17 protein-coding genes and 1 pseudogene are annotated in these 16,511 nt (G+C 49.3%); 11 read left to right on the top strand and 7 right to left on the bottom strand.

Translation table 11 applies throughout. The features are described from left to right. Nucleotides 1-61: 61 nt before the first annotated feature. On the bottom strand, nucleotides 62-343 hold the full coding sequence (locus tag OCH80_RS02415) for a hypothetical protein (protein ID WP_154549447.1): 282 nt from the start codon (nucleotides 341-343) through the stop codon (nucleotides 62-64). Nucleotides 344-485: 142 nt separating this feature from the next. On the opposite strand from OCH80_RS02415, the gene OCH80_RS02410 reads away from it, so the two are divergent. Then, a complete protein-coding gene (locus OCH80_RS02410) occupies nucleotides 486-1,409 on the top strand; it encodes an alpha/beta hydrolase (protein WP_404537764.1) in 924 nt (307 codons plus the stop codon). A 418-nt stretch (nucleotides 1,410-1,827) separates the two neighbouring features. On the opposite strand, the gene rlmD is transcribed toward OCH80_RS02410, so the two are convergent. Further along, complete coding sequence (gene rlmD / locus OCH80_RS02405) at nucleotides 1,828-3,291, bottom strand: 23S rRNA (uracil(1939)-C(5))-methyltransferase RlmD (RefSeq protein ID WP_404537608.1); 1,464 nt, start codon at nucleotides 3,289-3,291, stop codon at nucleotides 1,828-1,830. Between the two features lie 151 nt (nucleotides 3,292-3,442). Here rlmD and recX point away from each other — a divergent pair, with 151 nt between their 5' ends. Beyond that, nucleotides 3,443-4,258, top strand: coding sequence for a recombination regulator RecX (recX, locus tag OCH80_RS02400; RefSeq protein WP_404537606.1), 816 nt, complete (start codon nucleotides 3,443-3,445; stop codon nucleotides 4,256-4,258). A 105-nt stretch (nucleotides 4,259-4,363) separates the two neighbouring features. Beyond that, entirely contained in the window at nucleotides 4,364-4,846 is a 483-nt protein-coding gene (locus OCH80_RS02395) for a hypothetical protein (RefSeq protein ID WP_154549443.1), read from the top strand. A gap of 7 nt (nucleotides 4,847-4,853) precedes the next feature. On the opposite strand, the gene OCH80_RS02390 is transcribed toward OCH80_RS02395, so the two are convergent. Next, a complete protein-coding gene (locus tag OCH80_RS02390) occupies nucleotides 4,854-5,321 on the bottom strand; it encodes a hypothetical protein (protein ID WP_302187979.1) in 468 nt (155 codons plus the stop codon). A gap of 110 nt (nucleotides 5,322-5,431) precedes the next feature. Between OCH80_RS02390 and OCH80_RS02385 the strand changes: the two genes are divergently transcribed. Then, the gene (locus tag OCH80_RS02385; RefSeq protein ID WP_404537604.1) at nucleotides 5,432-6,358 is read left to right on the top strand and encodes a transporter associated domain-containing protein; all 927 of its coding nucleotides are present in this window, start codon (nucleotides 5,432-5,434) and stop codon (nucleotides 6,356-6,358) included. Next, entirely contained in the window at nucleotides 6,358-7,932 is a 1,575-nt protein-coding gene (locus tag OCH80_RS02380; protein WP_404537602.1) for a peptide chain release factor 3, read from the top strand. Before OCH80_RS02385 ends, OCH80_RS02380 begins: the two co-directional genes overlap by 1 nt. Nucleotides 7,933-8,063: 131 nt before the next feature. Here OCH80_RS02380 and OCH80_RS02375 read toward each other — a convergent pair whose 3' ends face one another. Further along, nucleotides 8,064-8,342 carry a DUF1827 family protein gene (locus OCH80_RS02375; protein WP_404537601.1) on the bottom strand — a complete coding sequence of 93 codons (279 nt, stop codon included), beginning with the start codon at nucleotides 8,340-8,342 and terminating at the stop codon, nucleotides 8,064-8,066. 119 nt (nucleotides 8,343-8,461) lie between these two features. Continuing rightward, entirely contained in the window at nucleotides 8,462-10,708 is a 2,247-nt protein-coding gene (locus tag OCH80_RS02370) for an AAA family ATPase (protein ID WP_404537600.1), read from the bottom strand. A gap of 291 nt (nucleotides 10,709-10,999) precedes the next feature. On the opposite strand from OCH80_RS02370, the gene OCH80_RS02365 reads away from it, so the two are divergent. The 6 genes from OCH80_RS02365 to OCH80_RS02340 all read left to right on the top strand — a co-directional run bounded on the left by OCH80_RS02365 (nucleotide 11,000) and on the right by OCH80_RS02340 (nucleotide 15,323). After that, nucleotides 11,000-11,182: a hypothetical protein gene (locus tag OCH80_RS02365; RefSeq protein ID WP_154549425.1), complete on the top strand. Its 183-nt coding sequence runs from the start codon at nucleotides 11,000-11,002 to the stop codon at nucleotides 11,180-11,182. 112 nt (nucleotides 11,183-11,294) lie between these two features. Continuing rightward, the gene (locus OCH80_RS02360; protein ID WP_154549424.1) at nucleotides 11,295-11,561 is read left to right on the top strand and encodes a phosphocarrier protein HPr; all 267 of its coding nucleotides are present in this window, start codon (nucleotides 11,295-11,297) and stop codon (nucleotides 11,559-11,561) included. Then, nucleotides 11,561-13,288 carry a phosphoenolpyruvate--protein phosphotransferase gene (gene ptsP / locus OCH80_RS02355; protein WP_154549423.1) on the top strand — a complete coding sequence of 576 codons (1,728 nt, stop codon included), beginning with the start codon at nucleotides 11,561-11,563 and terminating at the stop codon, nucleotides 13,286-13,288. Before OCH80_RS02360 ends, ptsP begins: the two co-directional genes overlap by 1 nt. Before the next feature lie 193 nt (nucleotides 13,289-13,481). Next, a complete protein-coding gene (locus tag OCH80_RS02350; RefSeq protein WP_404537597.1) occupies nucleotides 13,482-13,862 on the top strand; it encodes a hypothetical protein in 381 nt (126 codons plus the stop codon). A 14-nt stretch (nucleotides 13,863-13,876) separates the two neighbouring features. Next, nucleotides 13,877-14,599, top strand: a complete 723-nt coding sequence (locus OCH80_RS02345; RefSeq protein WP_009557754.1) for an ABC transporter ATP-binding protein — start codon at nucleotides 13,877-13,879, stop codon at nucleotides 14,597-14,599. Further along, nucleotides 14,568-15,323, top strand: coding sequence for a hypothetical protein (locus tag OCH80_RS02340; RefSeq protein WP_035173120.1), 756 nt, complete (start codon nucleotides 14,568-14,570; stop codon nucleotides 15,321-15,323). The genes OCH80_RS02345 and OCH80_RS02340 overlap by 32 nt, the downstream gene beginning before the upstream one ends. 447 nt (nucleotides 15,324-15,770) lie before the next feature. Here OCH80_RS02340 and OCH80_RS02335 read toward each other — a convergent pair whose 3' ends face one another. Next, nucleotides 15,771-16,001: a hypothetical protein gene (locus OCH80_RS02335; RefSeq protein ID WP_002880222.1), complete on the bottom strand. Its 231-nt coding sequence runs from the start codon at nucleotides 15,999-16,001 to the stop codon at nucleotides 15,771-15,773. After that, nucleotides 15,967-16,511 (bottom strand): annotated as a pseudogene (locus tag OCH80_RS02330) (transposase); the annotation flags it as partial. The gene OCH80_RS02335 and the pseudogene OCH80_RS02330, both read right to left, overlap by 35 nt.

The raw sequence follows: 16,511 nt of genomic DNA, 5'->3' as shown, positions 1-16,511 counted from the left end.
TCTTTTTATTTTTGGCAATCGAATGTGGGAAAAGCAGCGCGGTTGGGTACTTTTCGTATCTTTATTTAAAAACGACTCCCGGCCTGTCCGTCAGAATCTGCATGCCAAAAATCATCAGCTGTTGGTCGCCAAGACAGACGATCACGGGAATTGCCTTGGAGCCCTTGCCCAAAAGGCCAAGCAGCTTCTTTTTAGTCAAGGGGCGCTGGCCGCAGTGGAATTCACAAGCATCCCGCGTCAGCGCGACCTTGCTGAGGGGGTGGAGCTCCTGGCCGATTTGGGCATACAAGGGGGTCTGGTCGTTTAAATCATTGATTAATTGCAGAAAATTGCTGAGCAGCATGGATTGACCTCACTAATTACCTTTCTGATTTTTATATGGTATACTGTATCTATTGCTTTTCGTAAAGAAAATAATCCATGTAGAGATAGGATTGTGAAAAGAGGAATATCAATTGACTAAGACGCACAAAAAGATCATCTGGATGGTCACGGGGATCGTCCTGGCCGCTTTGGCCTTGTTCCTGGCAGCAGGACTGTATTTTTTCAATGTGGCTGAAGTGCCCGGGAAGAAGACCTTTGTCTCCAACGGAACGGTGCGCTTGAAGAAGTCAACGCCTTTGTACGCTGAGAAAAAGTGGTACCGGGACGTCAAAAAGCAGCATTGGACCATGATGTCCGCCAATAATAAGTATAGATTAGCCGCCTATTATCTGCCGGCCAAAAAATCCAAAAAGACGGTCATCGTCTTGCACGGCTTCATGTCCAACAAAGAGAATATGGGGGCCTATGCCCAGCTTTTCCACTCCTTGGGCTACAATATCCTGCTGCCTGACGCGGAGGCGCATGGACAGAGCCAGGGCAAGTACGTGGGCTATGGCTGGCTGGAGAAGACTGACGTGCGCAAGTGGAGCCAGCAGGTGATCAAGCAGACTGGCCAGCGGTCCGAGATCGCCATCATGGGCGTCTCCATGGGCGGCGCGACCACGATGATGACCAGCGGCCTCAAGCTGCCCAAGCAGGTTAAGTGCTTTATTGAAGACTGCGGCTACACCAACGCCAAGAATGAAATCGAGCATGAAGCCAAGGCCCTGTACGGGATGCCAGCCTTTCCGCGCTTCCCGTTGGTTGAGGTCCTGAGCCTGGTCTCCCGGGTGAAGGCCGGCTACTTTTTAGGGGATGCCTCCAGCCTGAAGCAGCTGCACAAGAACAAGAAGCCGATGCTCTTCATCCATGGATCCAAGGATAAGTTCGTGCCTACGGAAATGGTCTACAAGAACTACCGGGCTAGCAGCGGTCCTAAGCAGCTATTGGTCGTCAAGGGAGCCACTCACGCGGAATCCATTGAGCACAATCACCGCCTGTACAAGAAGACGGTGGCCAAATTCTTGCGCAAATATTTGAAGTAAAAAATAAAGCAAAAAAGCAAAACTTTCTCTTGCAAGCGGTTGCATAACCGTGCTATACTAAAGGCGTGGAAGAGGTAGAAAACAACTGAACAGAAGTTTTTATCTCCAGATTTTATACAATTTTTGTAATTATGATTTCGCTGTCTCTCTCTTAGGGGAGACCATAAAGCTTGAAGCTGCCAAGTGGCAATACACAATAAATAACTCGATTCTTTTTTCATTACGCTAGGACGTAAAACTCAAAACAAGTAAATGTTTATCACAGTTTGTAAAGCCATTGGTGAACATAGAAAATTGAATATCGTGACTATTAATTGATGAGCTACCTCATCCACTTGGAAAGCTGCTTCTACTGCAAGCGGCTATAAGAAAAGGCCAGAAGATTTAAGTCTTCTGGCCTCTTTTGTTGGCTGAATTTTTAACGCAAGTCCTTGCGCAGGACCAGCTTGGCGATGCATTCGCAGCGCGGGGTCTGCGGGAGCATGTCGACGTTTTCGATGACGCGGACGTCATAAGCCTCGCCCAGGAGCACCAAGTCCTGAGCCAGGGTTGACGGGTTGCAGGAGATATAGACAAAGCTCTCCGGCTTGACGCGGAGCAGGGTCTTGATCAGGCTCTTGGCCAGACCAGTCCGCGGCGGGTCAACGATCAAGGCGTCAATTGGCACCTCGTCCTTTTGCAGCTGGGGCAGCAGCTTTTCCACGCTGCCTTGCAGGTAGCTGGCATTCTTGACGTGGTTGAGCTCGCAGTTGTGCTGAGCATCCAGGACGGCTTCCGGGATGCTTTCGATCCCGATGACCTGCTTGACTTGGTCGCTGGCCAGAATCCCCAGGGTCCCAACCCCGGAGTAGGCATCGATCAGGGTCATGTCTGGCGTCAGGCTGAGAAGCTTAAGGGCTTCTGAGTACAGGGTCGTGGTCTGGACTGGGTTTAACTGGAAGAAGGCTCTTGGGCTCAAGGCAAACTGCTTGCCCATGATTTCTTCCATGATCTGGTTCTGGCCCTTGAGCTTTTCAGTCTTGTTGCCCCAGACCTGTGGGTTTTGCCAGTCGGTTTCGTTCTGATAGACGGAAACGACGTCAGGCAATTCCATGATCCGGTCTGCCAGTTCCAGCATGTGCTTCAAGCGGTGGCCAACCGTGATCAAAGTGACCTGCATTTCCTTAGTGGCTTCGGATTGGCGAACCACGATGGTCTTGATCCCTTGCCGCTGGCGGCGGACGTCGGCGATCGGCACGTCCAGCTTGACGATCAGGTCCTTGATGGCCCGCTCGGTTCTCTGGGTGTCAACGCTTTGGGTCGGCATTTCCGGCAGGTCGATCAGGCGGTGGGAGTTAGGCGCGTACATCCCCAGCAGAACATCCTTGCCGGAACGCTCGATCTGGTACTGGGCCTTGGCCCGGTAGTGCCATTGCTCAGGCGCGGGGATGGTCCGCTTGACCTTGTAGTTCTTGTAGCCGCGCGGGTGGTACTTGTCGAGGGCCGCCAGCACGTTGTCGCGCTTGAAGCGCAGCTGGGCGTCGTAGTTCATGTGGGCCAGTTCCAGGCCGCCGATTTCCGGGCTGACCTGGTCAGGGAAGGCTACCCGGTCAGGACTCTTTTCCTTGATCCGGACCAACTCCCCTTGCATGTAGTGGGGGTATTCCTTAACGATCTTGGCCACGACTACTTCTTCCGGCAGGGCGCCAGGAATGAAGATGATCTTCTTCTTGTAGTAGCCGATCCCTTCGCCGTTGATGCCCAGGCGCTTGACCGTAATGATCACGTCGCGCTCTTTTTGCGCCTTGGCCTGGCCGCGCTGGCTCTTGTTTTGGCTGTAGCGGCTATTTGCGTCCTTGCGGAAGCCGCCTTTTCTTTCTTTAAAATGATGGTCTTTTTGCATGTTAGTTCTGTTCTTTCTACAATGAAAAAATAATAAGCCGACAAGATATTATACCGGCCTTAGCCGGCAAATAGCAAGAAATTCGCGCGCTTTCGTCCAATTTGCTAAGATATAGAGGCAAAGATGCTGAAAAAAGAAAATGGTGAATCAGATGGCAATTATTACAAAAGTTAGTGCACAGAAGCGCCCTGGGCGCTACAATATCTTTTTGGACGGCCATTATGCCTTTTCGGTCAGCGAAAAGACTTTGGCCGAATTCGTCCTGCTCAAGGAGCAGGAGCTCACTGACCAGCAGATTGACCAGGTCCGCGCCTTTGACGCTGACGCCAAGGCCACAGAGCTGGCCGCCACATACCTGGGCTATGAGCCGCGAACGATCAAGGAAGTCCACGACTACCTGGTCAAGCACGAGATCTCAGAAGCTGCCGCTGCCAGCGCCATTGGTGAGCTGGCTGACCTGGGCTATCTGAATGACCCCGAATATGCCCGCCTCTTTATCAAAAACGACCTCAAAGTCGGCCAGAGCGGTCCAAAGGCGGTCAGCCGGGACCTGCAGCGCAAGGGGCTGGACCAGGAGACGGCCGCTGAAGCCATCGCGGAAGTGGCGGCGGCTGACTGGATCGCCGTCGGCCAGCGCCTGGTCAAGTCACTCATCCGCCAGCAGGGAAAAATTGCCCAAAAAGAGGTCAAGCGCAAGATGCAGGCCAAGCTCTTCAGCCATGGCTTTACCAGCACCCTGGCGGCTGCTGTCGTTGACTCCTTTGACTTCAATGACAGCGAAGAGGAGCAGCTGGAAGCCCTGAAGAGGCAGGGAATCAAGGCCTACAAGCGCTTCAGGCGCTATGATGAGGGCATCAGGGAGCAGAAGATCAAGCAATACCTGTATGTCCATGGCTTCTCCACGAGTGAAATTGCCGCTTTTTTAAGCGGGGAGGTCATCGACCTGGACGAGCTGAGCGAATACTGAGCCGGGCCAGGCTTTTTTAGTATAATAGTCAAGGATGGCTGGAACGCAAGCTTTCAGCCAATTAGCAGAAGAACAAGCATCAATACCAATAGGAGCGATAGAAGCATGAACAATGAAATCGAAGCATTGACCTTTATCGGCAAGGCCTTTCCTGACGCCATGATGGACAGCAACGCGTCATTTGGCGGCTGCAACCAAAGCGTTGAAGAAGACGAGGCCTTCCAGAAGTTTGTCAAGGATCATGACTTGGGCGAAAACCGGGCCAACCTGATCGTCTTTGGGCCAGAGCACTTTATGTACTGGTACGGGGTAGCGATTCCAGAGGAAGTTGACCAAGTGCCAGGCCTGCTCAAGTTCTCCCTGCCCAAGGCCAAGGTCTTTCAAAAGGAAGAATCAGCCAGCGCCGTAGCCTTTGACCTGCCGCTGAACTTTGAGCTGCCGAAGTTCATGAACGAAGCCGGCGAATTGGGCGACAAGTTCCAGACCAGCATGGTGGAAAACCTGACTCCATACATTCTGCGCCAGCTGGATTTGGCAAACAAAAAGCTGACCAAGACCATGTATCTTGAAATCAGCTCGGAAAAGTAGTTTTTAACTATTCTTGATTGGCTTCTGAGTCAATCGACAGATTGTCGTATTCGATATAGGCACCCAGGCAAGTTGAGATGAACATGATCAAGAGCACGAAGCCAGTGGACGTGCCGACGATGATGTTCAGGGGCAGGACGTGGCGGACGATGATGGTCGCCAGCGTGCAGAGGACGAAGTCCAGGACGACGTTGGCCGCTTGCAGAATGGGCCGCCGGCGGATGCTGAAGAAACGCAGCAGCTGCTTCAAGAAGCTGTCATAGATGTCCCCGGCCAGCAGGTTCAAGGGCCGCTGAATGGTTGCCTTGACGGCCATCATGATGATGGCCCCGACCAAGGCGCCAATGGCGGTCCGGAAGGGGTCGCTGGAGTGCAGGACCAGGGCGTTGTAGCCAATGCCGATGATGGCCAGGCTGCAGATGTAGGGAATCAGCAGCAGGAAGATAAATACCAATACGATGCGTCTCATTTTCATGGTCGAATACCTCTTTCTATCGTGGTATTTTATCATATTCTGCCCTGGCCTATGCTATAATTGTTTTTATTTAGGTTTCAAGTTTCAAGAAAGTGAGATAAGACAGAGATATGACTAGTGACCCCGGGACCGGCAGTCTACTGGACAAACTAAAAAGCCGTTTCACGAGCAATGACGAACAAGGCAAGGAAGAGCTGCAGGACGAAGCTGACAAGCTGCACGCGGCTCATTTTTTGACGGATATGGAATACACCATGATCGAAGGCAGCATGAACTTCCATGACAAGGTTGCCCGCGAAGTCATGGTGCCGCGGACCGATGCCTTCATGATCGACATCGAGGATGATTTGGCAGGGAACATTGATGACATTCTCAGCCAGCCTTACTCCCGCATCCCCGTCTACCAGCAGGATAAGGACAACATCGTTGGCGTCATCCACATCAGGACCATCCTGCGCGAGGCCAGACGGGTGGGCTTTGACCAGCTGACTTATGAGCGGCTCTTGTCCGTGCCGCTTTTTGCCCCAGAAACGATTGAGCTGGACCAGCTTTTGGCCCAGATGCAGCAGAGCCAGCAGCAGATCGCCATCTTGACGGATGAATACGGCGGAATCACTGGTCTGGTTACCCTGGAAGACCTGATTGAGGAAATCGTCGGCGACATCGCGGACGAGGTCGACAAGACGGAAGTTCTGGCCACCAAGCTCAACGACTATGAATACGTGGTCTACGGCAAGATGCCGCTGGACGACTTCAACGACCAGTTCGGGACTGACCTGGAAATGGAAGACGTCGACACGATCGCCGGCTACGTGATTACCAAACTGGGCGTGATCCCAGGCAAGACTGAGCACTTGATGGTCCACCTGGACAACGGCATGGTCTTGACGACCAGAAGAATGCAGGGGTCCCGTCTGCTCACGGTCTTATTGACTTTGCCCAAAGGCGAGGAAGTCTTTCCGTCGCCGCAGGCTGAGCAGGAATACCAGCACGAGAATACAGAAGATAGAGAAAACGAGAAAGAAAAGAAACATTAATGAACAAAGAATTATTGGATAAAGTAAATAAGCGGCGCACTTTTGCCATTATTTCCCACCCCGACGCCGGTAAGACGACGATTACGGAACAGATGCTGCTCCTTGGTGGGGTCATCAGAAGCGCTGGGACCGTTAAGGCCAGAAAGACCGGCAACTACGCTACTTCCGACTGGATGGAGATTGAAAAGAAGCGTGGGATTTCCGTTACCTCATCCGTGATGCAGTTTGAATACGAGGGCAAGCGGATCAACATTCTGGACACCCCAGGCCACCAAGACTTCTCAGAAGACACCTACCGGACCCTGATGGCAGTCGACGCCGCGGTCATGGTTATTGACTCCGCTCGCGGGATTGAGCCCCAGACCAAGAAGCTGTTCAAGGTCGTCCGCCAGCGCGGGATTCCCGTCTTCACCTTCATGAACAAGCTGGACCGGGACGGCAGAGAGCCCTTGGACCTGGTTGCTGAACTGGAAGACGTCCTGGGCATTGAAGGGGTGGCCATGAACTGGCCAATCGGCATGGGCCAGACTATGAAAGGTCTGTACGACATCGCCAACCACCGGATCGAGCTCTACCACCCGGCAGATGCCGACCACCGCTTCCTGCCGCTGAATGAGGCAGGGCGTCTGGATCCAGACCAGCCACTGGCTGATGATCCCCAATACCTGGATACCATGGATGAAATCGAGCTGCTGGAAGGGGCCGGGGCGGAATTTGACCGTGAGGCCGTTTTGGCTGGCAAGCAGACGCCGGTCTTCTTCGGCTCAGCCTTGACCAATTTTGGGGTTGAGACCTTCTTGCAGAGCTTTGTCGACCTGGCACCGGCACCAGCGGCCCACGTGGTCAATGAGACTGAGACTTTAGCGCCAGATGACGATGAATTCTCCGGTTTCATCTTCAAGATCCAGGCCAACATGAACCCCCAGCACCGGGACCGGATTGCCTTTGTCCGCGTCTGCTCCGGTGAGTTCAGCAAGGGCTTGGACGTCACCTTGGCCAGAACCGGCAAGCCAGTCCGCCTGAACAATGCCGTTGAGTTTGAATCCAGTGCCCGCGTTCAGGTTTCTGAAGCCGTGGCCGGTGATATCGTTGGTCTCTACGATACTGGCAACTTTCAGATCGGCGACTCCATCTATGCCGGCAAGCACAAGGTTGAATTTGCTCCGCTTCCGGAATTTACCCCGGAACTCTTCATGCGGGTCTCACCAAAGAACGTCATGAAGCAGAAATCATTCCACAAGGGGATGAACCAGCTGGTGCAAGAAGGGGCCGTCCAGCTCTACCGCAACTATCAGACTGAGGACTACATCTTAGGCGCGGTTGGCCAGCTGCAGTTTGAAGTTTTCCAATACCGGATGAAGAACGAATACAATTCCGATGTCGAAATGACCTCCCTGGGCCACCGGGTTGCCCGCTGGATCGATCCAGACCAGCTGGACCCGAAGATGTCATCCAGCCGCAACCTTTTGGTTAAGGACCGCTTCGGCAACCCGCTCTTCCTTTTTGAAAATGCCTTTGCTGAGCGCTGGTTCCATGACAAGTACCCAGACGTCAAGCTGACCGAAAAGCTTTAACAGGCAAAATCAACAAACTAAAACAGCTGCCCAGGAGGCAGCTGTTTTTGCGTGAAAAAATAGCAAAACAAAACGGACCGTTTTCACGGTCCGTCTGCTGAAGAATATTGGTTAATTAGCTGCAGGGCACGTCATTTGTCGACGTGAATTTCGATTACGCGCCGCCCGCTGTCAACGGTCAATTGATAGCTGCGGTCAGTTGGCACCAGACGCTTGATGACAAATTCAATTTCTTCGACCCGAATCCGCCGGTCATGGTTTTCCAATACGATACCAATGGCGTCGCTGCTTTCAGTGAAAACAACGGAAGTATTGCCAAGAGAGTAGACCTTGACGAAAGTAGCCGCCGTCGTGTTCAGTTGGCTCTGGACCAATGTAGAATAGCTGTTGGTTACATCAATCAAATGCATAAATCTCACCCATTTCTATAGCTTCTTAATATCTTCTTAACTCAATTATAGCGCATTCAGTAAAAAAGCAAGAATCTTTTTTAGATTCTTGCTTTCTCGTATAGAATTGCTAAATGAGCTTATTTTTTGCTGTCTGTCTTGGAAGCGTCGTCCTTGTCTGGAGTAGGGTTTTCATCGCTTTCAGCTGTCTTTTCAGAGATGACGATTTGCTGGTCTTGCAAGTCAGCCAGCAGGTTCTTGGCTTCAGTGTGGTCCAGCTTGAAGTCAGCCACCTTGTCCTCGATCTCTTCCTGGATCACGCGGCGCAGCGGCCGGGCACCCATGGCTGGGTCGTAGCCTTCTTCAACTAGCTTGCCCTTGGCGGCTTCGGTCACGTCGATGTGGATGCCTTGGTCGGCAACCATGGCGTTGGTCTTGGCCAGCATCAGGTTGACGATCTGCAGGAGGTTCTCCTTGGTCAATGGGTGGAACTGGATGATGTCGTCAAAACGGTTCAAGAATTCCGGCTTGAAGTACTGGCTCATCACCTTGCGGGTCTCTTCAGCCTCGTCATGGTGCTGTTCGGCGCCAAAGCCGACAGTCGTGGCTTTGATGCCTTGGCCGGCGTTAGAGGTCATGATGATGATCGTGTCCTTGAAGGAGACGGTGCGGCCTTGAGAGTCAGTCAGGCGGCCGTCATCCATGATCTGCAGGAAGAGGTTCAAGACGTCAGGGTGGGCCTTTTCAACTTCGTCCAGCAGGATCAGGCTGTATGGGTTGTGGCGGACGCGCTCAGTCAGCTGGCCGGCTTCTTCGTAGCCCACGTAGCCTGGAGCTGAGCCGATCAGCTTGGAGACTGAGTATTGCTCCATGTATTCGGACATGTCGAAGCGGATCATCGCGTCTTCGCTGCCGAACATCTTCAGGGCCAGCTGCTTGGCCAGCTCGGTCTTTCCGACGCCAGTCGGACCGACGAAGAGGAAGGTGCCGATTGGGCGGCCAGACTTGTTGAAGCCGATCCGATTTCTTCTGATAGCCCGGGCAACCTTTTCCACGGCTTCGTTTTGCCCGATGACCTTTTCTTCCAGGTCGCTGGCCAGGTTGACCAGCTGGTTCTCTTCCTGCTTCTGGATTTCGCCGACTGGGATGTTGGTCTTTTCTTCGACGATCTTGTTCATGACCTTGTCAGTAATGACCGGGGTCTTGTCTGGATCGACGTTTTGGTCCTTCATCTTCTCGTATTTTTCGATCTGGTCGCGGTAGTAGGCAGCCTTTTCGTAGTCTTCGCTCTTCAAGGCCTGCTGCTTCAGGTTTTCAGCCGCGTTGATCCGTTCCTGGACCTTTTCCTTGTCGATGTAAGGGATGGTCAGGTTCATCCGTGAGCCGGCCTCATCCAGCAAGTCGATGGCCTTGTCTGGCAGGAAGCGGTCCTGGATGTAGCGGGCGGACAGCTTGACCGCGGCTTCGATGGCGCCATCGGTGTAGTGCACGTGGTGGTAGTCCTCGTAGCGCTTTTGAATCCCCTTGAGGATGCGGATGGTTTCATCGATGCTTGGCTCCTTGACCTCAACCGGCTGGAAGCGCCGGGCCAGGGCAGAGTCCTTTTCAATCTCGCGGTATTCCTTGATGGTCGTGGCCCCAACCAATTGCAGCTCACCACGCGCCAGTGCCGGCTTGATGATGTTGCCGGCGTCCATGCCGCCTTCGGCATTGCCCGCGCCAACGATCTCGTGAATTTCATCGATGAAGAGGATGATGTCAGGTTGGGACTGCAGCTCCTTGATCAGCTGCTGCATTCTTTGCTCAAACTGGCCGCGGATCCCGGTCCCTTGGACCAGGGACACGACGTTCAAAGAGATGATCCGCTTGCTCTGCAGCTTGGCTGGAACTGAGCCGTCGACGATGTCTTGGGCCAGGCCTTCAACCACGGCAGTCTTACCAACGCCGGCTTCACCGATCAGGACTGGGTTGTTCTTGGTCCGGCGGTTGAGGATTTCAATTACCCGGGCGATCTCCTTGTCGCGGCCGATTACCGGGTCGATCTTGCCCTTTCTGGCCAGATCGGTCAAGTCCGTCCCAAACTGGTCAAGAATGGACTGGCCGTTCCCATTCCCCCCGTTTCCGCCCCGGCCGGGAATCTGGCTGCCGAACTGGCCGTCATTTCCTTCGTCGCTGTTCCCGTTGTTGGGGTTGCTGTTGCGATTCAATGCGTTGAAGAGGTCATCGAAATCGCCGAAAAATTCGTTGTTGTTCATATTTGTATTTCCTTGCTTGTTTCTCAATTCTTGGTAGCAGTGTTGGCACAAGTCAATTTCCTTGTTCACGCCGTTGATTTTCGTGTACAGATGGATCGAGGCTTGCCGCTGATGACAGTTTTGACACAGCATTGTAAGTACCGCCTTTCCGTATAAGCTTACGGTTTGATTATAGGACTTAGCACTCTTAAACGTCAAGTGCTAAGACTTGGAAAAGGTAAGTAGTTTTTGAGGCCTTTTAAAATTTTCAAATAGTTTTTAAGAATGCAAACGACTAAAAATAATTATGCAATTTACTTCCTTTTAATGTCGAATTAACAGAAAAAGCGGGAAAAAACTTAGCTAATAATTGGCAATTGCGGCGATTTGGTTGTACAATGCTTGAGTGTCAAAAAGCGCTTAATTCTAAGGAGGTAAGACATATTGGACTACACCAAGATCTTGGATCAGCTGGTCTCAGGCGAGTTGCCAGAGTATAAGGTGGAAGCCGCGACTGCCTTTGACTTTCAACAGGCTCTGCGCAATTATGGCAAGAACAAGAAGATAACAGGCAAGGCCATGCGTGGGGGGACGATTATCTATACGTCCGTCGACAACAAGGCTTAAGCAAATGAAAACATTTACAAAAAATGTTGTGTTGCTGGGAAAAACATGTTATTCTTTAGAGGAAACGGTACATCGCTACCCGATTTTTGATTTTTAAAGGAGATAATTTACTATGGAAAAGAAAGAATTTCACATTACTGCTGAAACTGGTATCCACGCACGTCCAGCTACCTTGTTGGTACAAGCTGCTTCAAAGTTTGGTTCAGACATCAACCTTGAATACAACGGCAAGTCAGTAAACTTGAAGTCAATCATGGGTGTTATGTCACTTGGCGTTGGCCAAGGTGCAGATGTTACCATCTCTGCTGAAGGCGACGACGAAAAGGAAGCTTTGGCTGCTATTGCTGAAACTATGTCAAAAGAAGGTTTGGCTGAATAATGACTGAAACTTTAAAGGGGATCGCCGCAAGTGACGGTGTAGCTGTTGCTCCAGCCTACCTCTTGGTTGAACCAGATTTGTCATTCGAAAAGAAGACTGTTTCAGACGTTGATGCTGAAGTAGCCCGCTTTGAAAAGGCAATTGCTGATTCAAAGGCTGAATTGGAAAACATCCGCAGCGTTGCTGTCAAGAGCCTTGGCGAAGAAGAAGCCAAGGTCTTCGATGCACACTTGCTTTTCCTGTCCGACCCAGAATTCACTGGTCAAATCGAAAACGAAATCAAGAACTCCACTGAAAACAGTGAAGCCGCACTTGACGCCGTAGCACAAAACTTCATTACTATCTTCGAAAGCATGACCGACAACGCGTACATGCAAGAACGTGCTGCTGACGTCCGTGACGTTTCTAAGAGAATCATGGCTCACTTGCTTGGCAAGGAATTGCCAAACTTGGCAGCGATCGACCACGAAGTCGTTTTGGTTGCTGAAGACTTGACTCCTAGTGACACCGCGCAATTGAACAAGGACTACGTAAAGGGCTTTGTAACTGACTTGGGCGGCCGGACCGCTCACTCAGCCATCATGGCTCGGTCTTTGGAAATTCCTGCCGTTGTTGGTACCCAAAAGATCACCACTTCTGTCAAGAACGGGCAAATGCTGATCGCTGACGGCTTGGATGGCGTAGCCATCGTTGAGCCAACTGACGAACAAGTTGCCGAATACACCAAGAAGGGTGAAGACTTCGCCAAGCAAAAGGCTGAATGGCGCAAGCTGAAGAACGAACCATCAGTAACTGCTGATGGCAAGCGCTTCACGATCGCAGCCAACATCGGTACTCCAGACGACCTTGACGGCGTCTTGGAAAACGGTGCCGAAGCTGTCGGCTTGTTCAGAACTGAATTCTTGTACATGAACTCAAATGACTTCCCAACTGAAGAAGACCAATTTGAAGCCTACAAGAAGGTTCTGGAAGGCATGAACGGCAAGCAAGTCATCATCAGAACCATGGACATCGGTGGTGACAAGCACTTGAGCTACTGGGACCTGCCAGAAGAAATGAACCCATTCCTGGGCATTCGTGCCATCCGTCTGTCATTGAAGAACCAAGAAATCTTCCGGACCCAACTCCGGGCTTTGCTTCGTGCATCCGCATACGGCAAGCTGGGCATCATGTTCCCAATGATCGGTACTTTGGACGAATTGCACCAAGCCAAGGCTGTCCTTAAGGAAGAAAAGGACAAGCTGGTTGCCAAGGGCGTGAAGGTTGGCGACGACCTGCAAGTCGGGATGATGATCGAAGTTCCGGCAGCTGCTGTCTTGGCTGACCAATTTGCCAAGGAAGTCGACTTCTTCTCAATTGGTACCAACGACTTGATTCAATACACCATGGCTGCTGACCGTGGCAACGAACACGTTTCATACCTGTACCAACCATACAACCCATCAGTTCTGCGCTTGATCAAGCACACGATCGACTCAGCTCACGAAGCTGGCATCTGGTGCGGCATGTGTGGTGAAGCAGCTGGCGATTCAATCATGTTCCCAATCCTGCTTTCAATGGGTCTTGATGAATACTCAATGAGTGCAACTTCAGTTCTGCGCATCAGAAGCGAAATGAAGAAGCTGTCAACTGCTGACTTGGCTGACTTGGCTGACAAGGCAACCAAGGAATCCTTGACTAGCGAAGAAAACATCGCGCTGGTTAAGAAGATCATGGCTGACAAGTAAGCAATGAAAAGCGACTAGGGCTTGCCCCTGGGCGCTTTTTTTCTTGGCAAGTTAATAGGAACTTTCAATTCTAATTTCTAGGAGCGGAAAAAATGTACCAGCGATTTCTTTTGGATTACAGGGCGGGACAAATATTGCTAACGCACTTTTTAGGGGATTAGCAGAAGCAATAGCTGACCTTGAAACTTGTCGAATGAGTTTAATAGATAATCCTGTTTTTGCTGATGTAGATAGAAGAAAGATTGTTAATTTAGACGATAATGTCACCTATTTTGCAAATCCAGCAAACTTTCAAGAAAATGTAGAGTATATTAATTCTAGAGTCTCTAAAGTAGAAAATATTAAAGTGAGAGATCACAAGCCGAATATACGAAAATTAATTGATGACATTAAAAATGTATCGTCAAGTGCATGCTTTTTAGATATTACTCCACCGTTCATTGAAAATTATAGGGTTATCAGGTTATTTATTCCAGAGTTATTATCAATTTCATTTCCATCTTTTCCACAGATGAATCATCCACGGTTTATTGGTTTAAGAAATGAAGACTACTATATAAGTGCACTACCATAGAAAAGAGGGAAATCATGCTACTAACTGTTGAAAACATTGGCAAAACTTTCAACTTAAACAAGGCTACACCTAAAAAAGTTTTATCTGACGTTAGCTTCACTTTAGATAATAAAGAAATCCTAGTTCTACTAGGGACTAATGGCGCCGGAAAAACAACAACGATTAAAAGCATTTTGGGATTAGTTGAAACAGATAATGGAAAAGTACTATTTCACGATCGTGACGTTAAAGCAGATGACTTTAAGAAAATTCACCAAGAGTCTGCAGCGCTTTTAGAAAATGCAACTAATTTGGTTGACGAATTAAGCTTGATTGACAATTTCGTATATTGGGGCCTTATGCGGGGAATTGCCAAAACTGAAGCTCTAAAACGAGGAACAGAGATTTTAACCAGATTTGGCTTGACTGATAAGAAGGACACTCCAATTAATGAATTAAGTCGGGGGATGCAACAGAGTGCAGCTATTTGTATGACGTTGATCGCTCACCCTCAGCTAGTGATTATGGACGAGCCGACTTTAGGACTAGATATCAATGCCGTAAATGAAGTAATCGCGTTGATTAAAGAATTAGCCCAAGTTCAAGAAATGGGAATTATCATTACTACACATGACTTAGACTTTGCAGAAAAAATTGCGGATAAAGTCGTTTTTATTACAAATGGGACATCTGTAAAGCCACAGACAGAAGCTTGGAGGGAAGAATATGAAAGAATTGCAAGCAGAGCTTTACATTAGAAGTGCAAGAATGAAAAAGTATCCCCTGGACTCAGCTGCAAAGCTGTTGGTCTTTACGGTTGCTTTTATGCTAGTTTTTGTTACCAATGGAAGTCAGTTAAGCGACCAAGCTTATGCTTATGCCTTTCTAGGCTATACTTGCTGGAGCTTACTGAGCGAAACTATTAGCTCGCTGTACTTTGATATTCACAATCGGGCGCAGTCAGGGATGCTAGAACAGATATACTTGATGCCGAAGAAGGTTGAGTTCTACTTTTTTATCAAAAACGTAGTTAGCCTAATTTTTGCTGCAATAGAGATGGTTGTAATTGGCTTGGCCTTGACCCTAGTAACAAGAAGGCCGATTTTGATTCCAGCTATAGCTATCATCCCAATCTTGTTGGTAATAGTTACGATTATCGGCTTAGGCTATTTGTTGATCGCCTTAGCAATATGGTTAAAAGAAATTAGTGGAATTATCCAGCTTGTGCAATACGCATACTTATTGCTATTGCTCGCACAGATTGACTTTACTATGCCGGCATTTAAACTATTACAAGTTATTTTGCCACTTGAACCAATGCTGAATTGGCTGCAACTGCTTGCCACAAAGGCGAATTATGGTTTTGGCTATTATCTGGCAATCTCAATTACTAATAGCGTACTGTGGTTGGCAATTGGCTTAGTCATGTTCAAGCGAAGCAATCATCGTGTGAAGGTTGCTGGACGAGTTGGTGGAAATTAAAGGCATGTTATTAAAGTATACAAGCAAGAAAAAACTTTCTTGCTTTTTTATATTGTGCATTTTACGTTCATGTCATTCGATTAGTATGGCATATATTACTAGCGAATTTATTACAATTGCAACTCACCCAGTAGAGGTGAGTAAGTTGTATTTGTTCCTAGTAGTTGTTTCATTATTAATTCTGTTTTTCGGTTGTTTGGGTTTTGCATTTTCACATATGTATAATTCTTTAGTTTATGATATAGATATGTATGTTAGAAACCTTGCAATACAAAGGCTATGTGAAGATGGCAATGATATTGATTTATCTTTTATGACAAACGACCTGAAGCAAATTGAACAAAATGTGATATACGGACAATTAAATCTATTATTTGATTGCTAATTTCCCAGGATTTTACAACTCAAACCATACGGCTGACAGATTTTCTGCCAGCCGTATTTCTTTTATGCATGACTTTCCAGAAACGCGAGGATCTCAGCTTTAGTTCGGGTACTTTTATCAATAGCTTTTAGTAATTCCTCCTGCTCCCGGTGCTTCTTGAGCTCATAGAGAGCATCTAGTTTCTGCGATACTTTATCGCAGCGCTCTTTAAGGCGCCGGAGTTGTTCTTCGGTTTGGGAGATCTCGGCTTCAATTGTCTTAATACTCTTCGTTCTCGGCATCTTCATCATCATCTTTCTGTTCTTCTGGCATTGCGGCGTTCTGGATATCTTTTCCAATCAGTCTTGCCTGTGCCTTGATCCATTCTTCGTCCAGTCCAAAGGCCCCTAGTATTACTTTCTGGGTAGCTGTGACTGCGTGATCTAGCTTATAATTGCCGTTCGGTTGGCGTATCAGCTCAATCTTTTCGAGCTCTTTCAGTGCTGAAGGTACGCTCAAATAGTTAGGCTTGCCCGGCATTTCGGCTTTGCGCTTTCTCAAAAGCGTGTAGATTCTTGCACGGATTATCAAAGCGATGAACTGAATGAAGATCTTGGCTTCGGCTGCTTGACTGCTTGCGACTCTGAATGAGCGATTGCCAAGGAAGGCCTTATCACTGCCAAACAGCTTTTCCGAGATGTCCCGGCTCTTGTAAAGATTCAGGGCTTCTGAAGCTGTCATCTTTTCTGAGGTTACGATTGCGAAATATCCGCACAGCTGCAGCTCTCGTTCGATGACATCTTCCCGTTCCTCGTAGCCATAGA

Origin of the sequence: Lactobacillus sp. 23-2 (assembly GCF_044902225.1) — a bacterium.
GTDB classification, from domain to species: Bacteria; Bacillota; Bacilli; order Lactobacillales; family Lactobacillaceae; genus Lactobacillus; species Lactobacillus absianus.
Note: the sequence above shows the minus strand (reverse complement) of the source record. Positions and strands in the feature narration are given on the sequence as shown.

Bases quoted from the DNA above. Each gene is read 5' to 3' on its own strand.
- OCH80_RS02345 (WP_009557754.1), top strand. From the start codon at position 13,877: ATGCTACTAACTGTTGAAAACATTGGCAAAACTTTCAACTTAAACAAG.
- OCH80_RS02380 (WP_404537602.1), top strand. From the start codon at position 6,358: ATGAACAAAGAATTATTGGATAAAGTAAATAAGCGGCGCACTTTTGCC.
- recX (WP_404537606.1), top strand. From the start codon at position 3,443: ATGGCAATTATTACAAAAGTTAGTGCACAGAAGCGCCCTGGGCGCTAC.
- OCH80_RS02350 (WP_404537597.1), top strand. From the start codon at position 13,482: ATGAGTTTAATAGATAATCCTGTTTTTGCTGATGTAGATAGAAGAAAG.
- OCH80_RS02415 (WP_154549447.1), bottom strand. From the start codon at position 343: ATGCTGCTCAGCAATTTTCTGCAATTAATCAATGATTTAAACGACCAG.
- OCH80_RS02335 (WP_002880222.1), bottom strand. From the start codon at position 16,001: ATGATGATGAAGATGCCGAGAACGAAGAGTATTAAGACAATTGAAGCC.
- ptsP (WP_154549423.1), top strand. From the start codon at position 11,561: ATGACTGAAACTTTAAAGGGGATCGCCGCAAGTGACGGTGTAGCTGTT.
- rlmD (WP_404537608.1), bottom strand. From the start codon at position 3,291: ATGCAAAAAGACCATCATTTTAAAGAAAGAAAAGGCGGCTTCCGCAAG.
- OCH80_RS02360 (WP_154549424.1), top strand. From the start codon at position 11,295: ATGGAAAAGAAAGAATTTCACATTACTGCTGAAACTGGTATCCACGCA.
- OCH80_RS02370 (WP_404537600.1), bottom strand. From the start codon at position 10,708: ATGCTGTGTCAAAACTGTCATCAGCGGCAAGCCTCGATCCATCTGTAC.
- OCH80_RS02340 (WP_035173120.1), top strand. From the start codon at position 14,568: ATGAAAGAATTGCAAGCAGAGCTTTACATTAGAAGTGCAAGAATGAAA.
- OCH80_RS02390 (WP_302187979.1), bottom strand. From the start codon at position 5,321: ATGAAAATGAGACGCATCGTATTGGTATTTATCTTCCTGCTGCTGATT.
- OCH80_RS02385 (WP_404537604.1), top strand. From the start codon at position 5,432: ATGACTAGTGACCCCGGGACCGGCAGTCTACTGGACAAACTAAAAAGC.
- OCH80_RS02375 (WP_404537601.1), bottom strand. From the start codon at position 8,342: ATGCATTTGATTGATGTAACCAACAGCTATTCTACATTGGTCCAGAGC.
- OCH80_RS02410 (WP_404537764.1), top strand. From the start codon at position 486: ATGGTCACGGGGATCGTCCTGGCCGCTTTGGCCTTGTTCCTGGCAGCA.
- OCH80_RS02395 (WP_154549443.1), top strand. From the start codon at position 4,364: ATGAACAATGAAATCGAAGCATTGACCTTTATCGGCAAGGCCTTTCCT.